Raw genomic sequence first — 6,251 nt, forward strand, 5'->3', positions numbered from 1 at the left:
GCGCCTCAAGGGGGGTCCGCGGGCGCGGGCGTGAGGGCCAGCAGCGCCCACACCCGCCGCCCCTCGCCGGTCACCTCGGTCCCGCAACTGTCCGCGCCCAGGTCGCGCAGGGTGGGCAGGACCGTTTCGCCGGACGGGGCCCCCGGTGTGGCGGGCCGGTGGCTGAAGGCGAGGACCAGGGCCCGGCCGTCCTGCTCGGACACGTGCACGCTGACGCGTCGGCCGCCGTCCCCGACGACCGTGGAGACGGCCAGGCGCACCACCTCGTCGAGGTGCCGGGGCGTCTCGAACCCCCACTCGGCCAGGCGCTCCGCCACCTTCCCGGCCGCCTTGGCCGGGGCCCAGGGCCGCGCCTCCAGGGACCAGGAGGCTCCTCGCCGGTTCCGCATGACGGGCACACCGTCCCGTCCGGCGCGCTGCGGCACGGGCGGATCGTCCAGTGCGCTCCGGGGCGGTTCCGGCGGCGGCGGGCTCGGCGGCTTCTTCGGGGGCGGGGGAGTCCGGGGAGGATAGTCCGGCCGGGGCCTGACCGCCTCGGGCTCGGTGTACGGCATCTCCATCGCGGCCTCCCGGATCGACCACTCATCGTAGAGCGCCGGTGCACGCTCCGGAGCGGTTCGACGGGGAGGGGCGGCGCCGTCCGACGACGCGAGAGCCGCCGCCGTCCCGCACAACGGCGCGGCGGACGACGGCGGTTGACCACGCCAGGGGCGACGGGAACACCGCTCGGGAGCCCCTGCCCCGCACGCCATCGACCCCGCGACACGAGCCCCGGCCGGGCGACGGCGTTCGAACTGGCGTCACGGGGAGCCGAGTTGACGTCAGGCTGCCGCGCCCCGGCCGACCTCACCGGCAGCAGATCACGGTGACGAGCGTGAAGGAGGCGTAGAGCGGGCCCTCGGAGCGGGAGTTGAGCCAACGGTGTCCGCGCGCCGGACGACCTCGGCCGTGACGCGGCGCCCGAACGCGCGGCTGGTGTCGAGATTCGCGGTCTCCACGACGAGGGTGTCCCGGTCCGGCTCGGTCGGCCCGAGCCGGGCGCGGGACCGGGTGGCCGCGTGCGGTGAGATCGGCCCGCCGTCGCCCGGTGTCCCTCACCATCCCCCGGCGAAGAGCGCGGCCAGGGCCTCGGGGGAGTGGGTCGCCGTCGAGATGTTCGCGAGGACGACGACCAGGACCAGGGCGGCCAGGAGCGCGGAGGCGGTGCCCGTGACCTTGATCGTGCGCCTCGACCGCGCGTCGGACGCCGTCCGCAGGCGCCGCCAGACGACGACGCTCGTCCCGGCCAGCGCGAGCGCCAGCACGCCGGTCAGCGCGGCGAAGACCACGTGGTAGGTGGTGAGATCGTCGACCATCCTGGTGAGCGCGGGGGCGTGAGCACCGCCCGGGTAGGCGACGAGCTGGTCCTGGACCTGGGTGAGGGTCGTGCCGAGTTCGGTTCCCCCGCCCCCGGTCGTCAGCATCGGGAACAGCGACGCGAACGGCGCCGCCGCGCCCTGCAGGTTGGCCAGCAGGACCACCAGCGCGAACAGTCCGATCAGCGCGACGGGCGTCTGGGACAGACCGAGGGCGAGACGGCTCCCCGTCCGCCCGTCGGCCCGCTGCCGCGAACGCCGCCACAGGACGACCCCGAGCGCCACGACCACGGCGAGGAGCAGCGCGGCGACGCCCGCCTTGACGAGATGGAAACGGAACCAGAAGGTGATCGCGTCCTCCAGCTCGCCCGGCGGATTCTGGCTCCCCGAGCGCCAGTAGACGACGAATCCCCGGCGCACGACCTCCCCGACGTTCCCCACGTTGATGTAACTGCGGGCCAGCGCGTTGGGGAGGACGAAGAGGGCGACGAGGGCAGCCCCGGTGAGAGCGGTCAGGAGCCCGATCTGCCGCCGCGGAGCGAGGGTCCGAGGGGACAGGGGCACGGAGCTGTTCATGATGAGCCTTCGGTGGGTGGGACGGTGACGCCTTCCGGCGGATCGGGGGACCCGGAATCCCCACGACGGAAGCTATCCCCGGGCTCCCCGCCAGGTCATCGGAGCCAACCTCCCTATCGGGGGTGGGGATAACCCCACCCCCACCCCCGCGCCCCGCACCCGGGCCACGGCTCCCGCCCGCGCGTCGTCCCAACGGGCGAGCCGGGGCACGGAAGGTGAGACGCGACGGCCGTCCGGGGAACCCCTGACCCCATGAGCACGCATCACGACCGACCGGATCACGACCGCCCGGACAGCGCGCACCGGCGTCCGCCCGGTGTCTCGGACACCGTCGTCGAGGCACTGGGGGCGCTGTCGAAGGCGCTGGAGACGACCGAACGCGCCCGGGGACACCTGTACGCGTTCCACCAGTTGACCGGCGGCGCCGACCTCGAACTCGACCGTGCCGTGGAGTTGCTGCGCGAGGCCGGGCACCCCGAGTGGGCGGAGCGGGTGAGCCGGGAGATCCTGGGCCGCAACGTGCTCCCCGGGCGCTGGACCTTCCAGATCGTCGAGGAGTACGACGCCGGCTACTACGAGCCGTTCAAGGAGACCGAGCGGCGCATCCGCCGGGAACTGGCGGCGGGACGGGACCACTTGTACGAGGCGGAGCTGAAGGAACGGCGCCGCACGGCCGGACACCCAGACCACACCGCCACCCCCGGCAGCGCTCCCGGCCCCGGTGACGGCGGACGGGCGGGGGGTCCGGCCGACGCGGACCTGGGGTGAACCCCTTCGGCGGGCCACGGCCGGGGCGGCGGCGTAACGCCCTGCCGTGGCGGGTCGCGGCGCGTCCCGTCCGGCCGTGGCCCGCCGGGACGTCACTCGCAGGTGAGCACGATCTTCCCCCCGGATGTGGCCCCGGGCGGCCCGCTCGTGCGCCTCCGCCGCCCGCGCGAGCGGGAACGTGCTGTCGATCGCGACCCGGACCGTGCCGTCGTCGAGCAGGCGCCCGAGTTCCGCGAGCTGCGGGCCGTTCGAGCGGACCTGCGTGGTGGAGACGGTGACCCCCAGCCGCGCGACCTCCTCGGCGTCGAACGCGCCGAAGAAGACCGGGAAGAGCGAGCCGCCCCGCTTGAGGGTGCGCAGGAAACGGCTGCTCCGTGGGCCGCCGACGGTGTCGAGGACGACGTCGAGATCGCGCGCGACCTCCTCGGGGCGGACCTCGGTGTAGTCGACGACCTCGTCGGCGCCGAGATCGCGCAGGAACGACGCGTGCCCGCCCGAGGCCACCGCGGTGACGTGCGCGCCCCGCCACTTCGCCAACTGCACCCCGAAGTGCCCCACACCGCCCGCCGCGCCGTTGACCAGGACCCGGCTGGACGCGTCGAGGGGGACGGGGCGGTGCCTGGCCTCCTGGAACGGCGACGGCTCGTCGTGTCCGAGGTCGATCAGGAACTGCCAGGCGGTCAGACCCGCCATGGGCGCTCCGGCCGCCCGCACGGGGTCGAGCCCAGCCGGTCTGCGGGCCAGGTCCGACGCGGGCGCCACCACGTACTCCGCGTACGCGCTGCCGTCGAAACCAGGGAAGCGGAGCATGCCGAAGACCTCGTCGCCCACGGTGAAGCCGTCCACCCCGTCGCCGACGCGTTCGACCACCCCCGACACGTCCGTCCCGGGCACGACGGGCAGCGTGATCGCCGGCCGCATCGCCGCGGGCATCACGGTCAGGCCGTCGCGCAGGTACCAGTCGGGCGGGTTGACGCCGACCGCGCGCACCCGGACCAGCACCTCGCCGGTCCCCGGCACGGGCACCGGGACGTCCTCGTGGCGCAGGACTCCGGGGCCGCCGTACTCGTGCAGCCGGATGGCCTTCATCATGATCGCCGACATCGCTCTCGTCTCCGTCAACCAGGGCATACCCTAAGTGGGTCACTGACCCGATCGAATATACGGGTCACTGACCCGCTTATCAAGGAGGGCATGTGCGCGCGGACGCCAGGAAGAACCGGGACCACCTGCTGGAGGTCGCGGAGACCGTCGTCGCGGAGGAGGGCGCCGGTGCCTCGCTGCGCGACATCGCCCGCAGGGCCGGGGTCGGGCTCGGCACCGCGCAGCGCCACTTCCCGACCCGGGAGGCGCTCCTCGAAGCGCTTCTGCGCACCGGCTTCGACCGGCTCGCGGAACGGGCCGACGCGCTCCAGGAGTCCGGGTCGTCCGGCGACGCCCTCGCCGTCTGGCTCCGCGAGTTCGTCGACTGCGCGGCCGCCTACCAGGGGGTGATCGCCTCGATGGTGGCCGCCATCGAGGACCCCGACTCGGCGCTGCACGCCAGTTGCGTCGCCATGAAGGCGGCGGGCGCCCGCCTCCTCGTCCGCGCCCAGGACGACGGTGCCGCCCGCGCCGACCTCGACGGCACCGACCTGTACGCGCTGGCCGGCGCCCTCGCCTGGACCCGCGACCAGCCCGCGCTCGCCTCCCGCGCGGACCACCTCTTCACCGTCGTCGCCGACGCGATCCTGACGGACCGCTCGCCCGGCCGCTGAATCGTCCTTTCGGCCCAAGGCGCCTTCGCGGAAGGGGTGTTGGCCGCTCGCCACACGGCTGGTGACCGCCTGGCGCGCGGGCGACGGGCCGACCGCCGGGCGGCGGCCGGGCGGCTGTCAGGCGGGCCGGTCCGGCGGGAACTCCACGGGGTACTCCTCGGCGAAGTCCGCCGACCGTCCGACCGCGCTCCACCTCTCGTCCTGCGCCAGCAGTCGCCGGTCCAGCGCCAGGGACCCGTCCGAGGCCGTCACGCCGAGCGCCAGGTTGGTCGGGATGTCGCGGCGCCGTGTCATCCGCACCAGGATCTCCGCCGCGCGCACCGGGTCGCCCGCCGGGCCCTCGGTGCTCTGCCGGATGCGCCGGTTGATCGCGCCGACGGTGTCCTCGTAGCCCTCGGGGACATCGTGCACGGTCATCGAGGACCCGGCCCAGTCGGTGCGGAACCCGCTCGGCTCGACGACGAGCACCCGGATCCCGAACGGCTCGGTCTCCGCGCGCAGCACCCGGCTGTAGCCGTCGATCGCGAACTTCGCCGCCTGGTAGGAGGCGATCCCGGGCGAGCCTCCGACGCGGCCGCCCATGGAGGAGAACTGCACGACGAGACCGCCGCCCTGCTCGCGCAGCAGCGGGATCGCCGCCTTGGTGACGTGGTGGACGCCCCAGAAGTTGGTCTCGAACTGGGCGCGGAAGTCGGCGTCGTCGGTGGTCTCGATCGGGGAGACGTTGGCGTACCCGGCGTTGTTGACGAGCACGTCGATCCGCCCGAACCGCTCGCGCGCGTGCGCCAGCGCCGTCCGGGCGGCCTCCGGGTCGGTCACGTCGAGGGCGATCGGCGCTATCCGGTCGCCGAACTCGGCCGCCAGGTCCGCGAGTTGCTCGGGTCGCCGGGCCGTCGCCGCCACGGAGTCGCCCGCTTCGAGGGCGGCGCGGACCAGGGCCCGGCCGAAGCCCCGGGAGGACCCGGTGACGAACCAGGTCAGCTGTGTGGTCCCGGTCGTGCCCGCGTTCGTGTTGTCGCTCGTGTTCTCGTTCATGAGTTTTAGTGCAACACGGTTGCGGTAATAGTGCAACTCCGTTGCGCTAGCATGGGGGCCGTGGACACCACCGACTTCCAGCGCGCCCGGTCCCCGCAGGCCAAGCAGCGGCGGGAGGCCGCCATCCTGGACGCCGCGCGGGCCCTGGGCGCCGAACGCGGCATCCGGCAGGTCACGCTGACCGACATCGCGGCGGCCGTGGGCATGCACAAGTCCGCGCTGCTGCGCTACTTCGAGACGCGGGAGGAGATCTTCCTGCGGCTGACCGCGGCAGGCTGGCAGGAGTGGGCGCCGGTGCTGTGCGACGCGATCGGCCGGGTCGCGGACGGCGACGCGGCGGGCGTGGCCGCGGCCTTCGCCCGCACGCTCGCGTCCCGCGGCATGTTCTGCGACCTGCTCGCCCAGGCGCCGATGAACCTCGAACGCAACGTCTCGGTCGAAGCGGTGCGGGCGTTCAAGCTGGTGACCCTGGCGGCGGTCGACGCCGTCGTCGCCGAGGTGCGGGCGCGGCTGCCGGAGCTGACCGAGGCGGACGGCGTGGACCTGATGGCCGCCGCCACCTCGATGGCCGGATCGTTCTGGAACATCGCGACGCCCGGCCCGGAGATCGCGGCGCTCTACCGCGCCGACCCCCGTCTGGCACACGCCGTCGTGGACGTGGAACCCCGCCTTGCCCGCATCCTGACGGCGCAACTGGAGGGGGCGGTCGCGGGACGACGGGGAGGGGCCATCGGCGAGGCCTGACGTGGGGGTGCGAGTC

General features: G+C 74.2%; 6 protein-coding genes and 1 pseudogene. 3 read left to right on the forward strand and 4 right to left on the reverse strand.

Annotation, left to right across the window (positions count from 1 at the left end):
* Positions 1–5: 5 nt before the first annotated feature.
* Both GA0115242_RS26115 and GA0115242_RS26120 read right to left on the reverse strand, forming a co-directional pair.
* Positions 6–389: a hypothetical protein gene (locus tag GA0115242_RS26115; RefSeq protein ID WP_237549316.1), complete on the reverse strand. Its 384-nt coding sequence runs from the start codon at positions 387–389 to the stop codon at positions 6–8.
* Between the two features lie 705 nt (positions 390–1,094).
* The gene (locus tag GA0115242_RS26120) at positions 1,095–1,931 is read right to left on the reverse strand and encodes a tat (twin-arginine translocation) pathway signal sequence (protein ID WP_256089753.1); all 837 of its coding nucleotides are present in this window, start codon (positions 1,929–1,931) and stop codon (positions 1,095–1,097) included.
* A gap of 252 nt (positions 1,932–2,183) precedes the next feature.
* On the opposite strand from GA0115242_RS26120, the gene GA0115242_RS41910 reads away from it, so the two are divergent.
* Positions 2,184–2,699 carry a hypothetical protein gene (locus tag GA0115242_RS41910; RefSeq protein ID WP_093832601.1) on the forward strand — a complete coding sequence of 172 codons (516 nt, stop codon included), beginning with the start codon at positions 2,184–2,186 and terminating at the stop codon, positions 2,697–2,699.
* Positions 2,700–2,876: 177 nt separating this feature from the next.
* Here the strand turns inward: GA0115242_RS41910 and GA0115242_RS40380 are convergent.
* A pseudogene (locus GA0115242_RS40380) lies at positions 2,877–3,830 on the reverse strand (NADP-dependent oxidoreductase); the annotation flags it as partial.
* Positions 3,831–3,895: 65 nt separating this feature from the next.
* Here GA0115242_RS40380 and GA0115242_RS26135 point away from each other — a divergent pair.
* Positions 3,896–4,456, forward strand: a complete 561-nt coding sequence (locus GA0115242_RS26135) for a TetR/AcrR family transcriptional regulator (protein ID WP_093832587.1) — start codon at positions 3,896–3,898, stop codon at positions 4,454–4,456.
* A 117-nt stretch (positions 4,457–4,573) separates the two neighbouring features.
* On the opposite strand, the gene GA0115242_RS26140 is transcribed toward GA0115242_RS26135, so the two are convergent.
* On the reverse strand, positions 4,574–5,491 hold the full coding sequence (locus tag GA0115242_RS26140; RefSeq protein ID WP_093832589.1) for an SDR family NAD(P)-dependent oxidoreductase: 918 nt from the start codon (positions 5,489–5,491) through the stop codon (positions 4,574–4,576).
* Positions 5,492–5,542: 51 nt separating this feature from the next.
* On the opposite strand from GA0115242_RS26140, the gene GA0115242_RS26145 reads away from it, so the two are divergent.
* The gene (locus tag GA0115242_RS26145; protein WP_093832591.1) at positions 5,543–6,235 is read left to right on the forward strand and encodes a TetR family transcriptional regulator; all 693 of its coding nucleotides are present in this window, start codon (positions 5,543–5,545) and stop codon (positions 6,233–6,235) included.
* Positions 6,236–6,251 lie beyond the last annotated feature (16 nt).

It is taken from the genome of Streptomyces sp. SolWspMP-5a-2, assembly GCF_900091845.1.
In the GTDB taxonomy this organism is placed as follows: domain Bacteria; phylum Actinomycetota; class Actinomycetes; order Streptomycetales; family Streptomycetaceae; genus Streptomyces; species Streptomyces doudnae.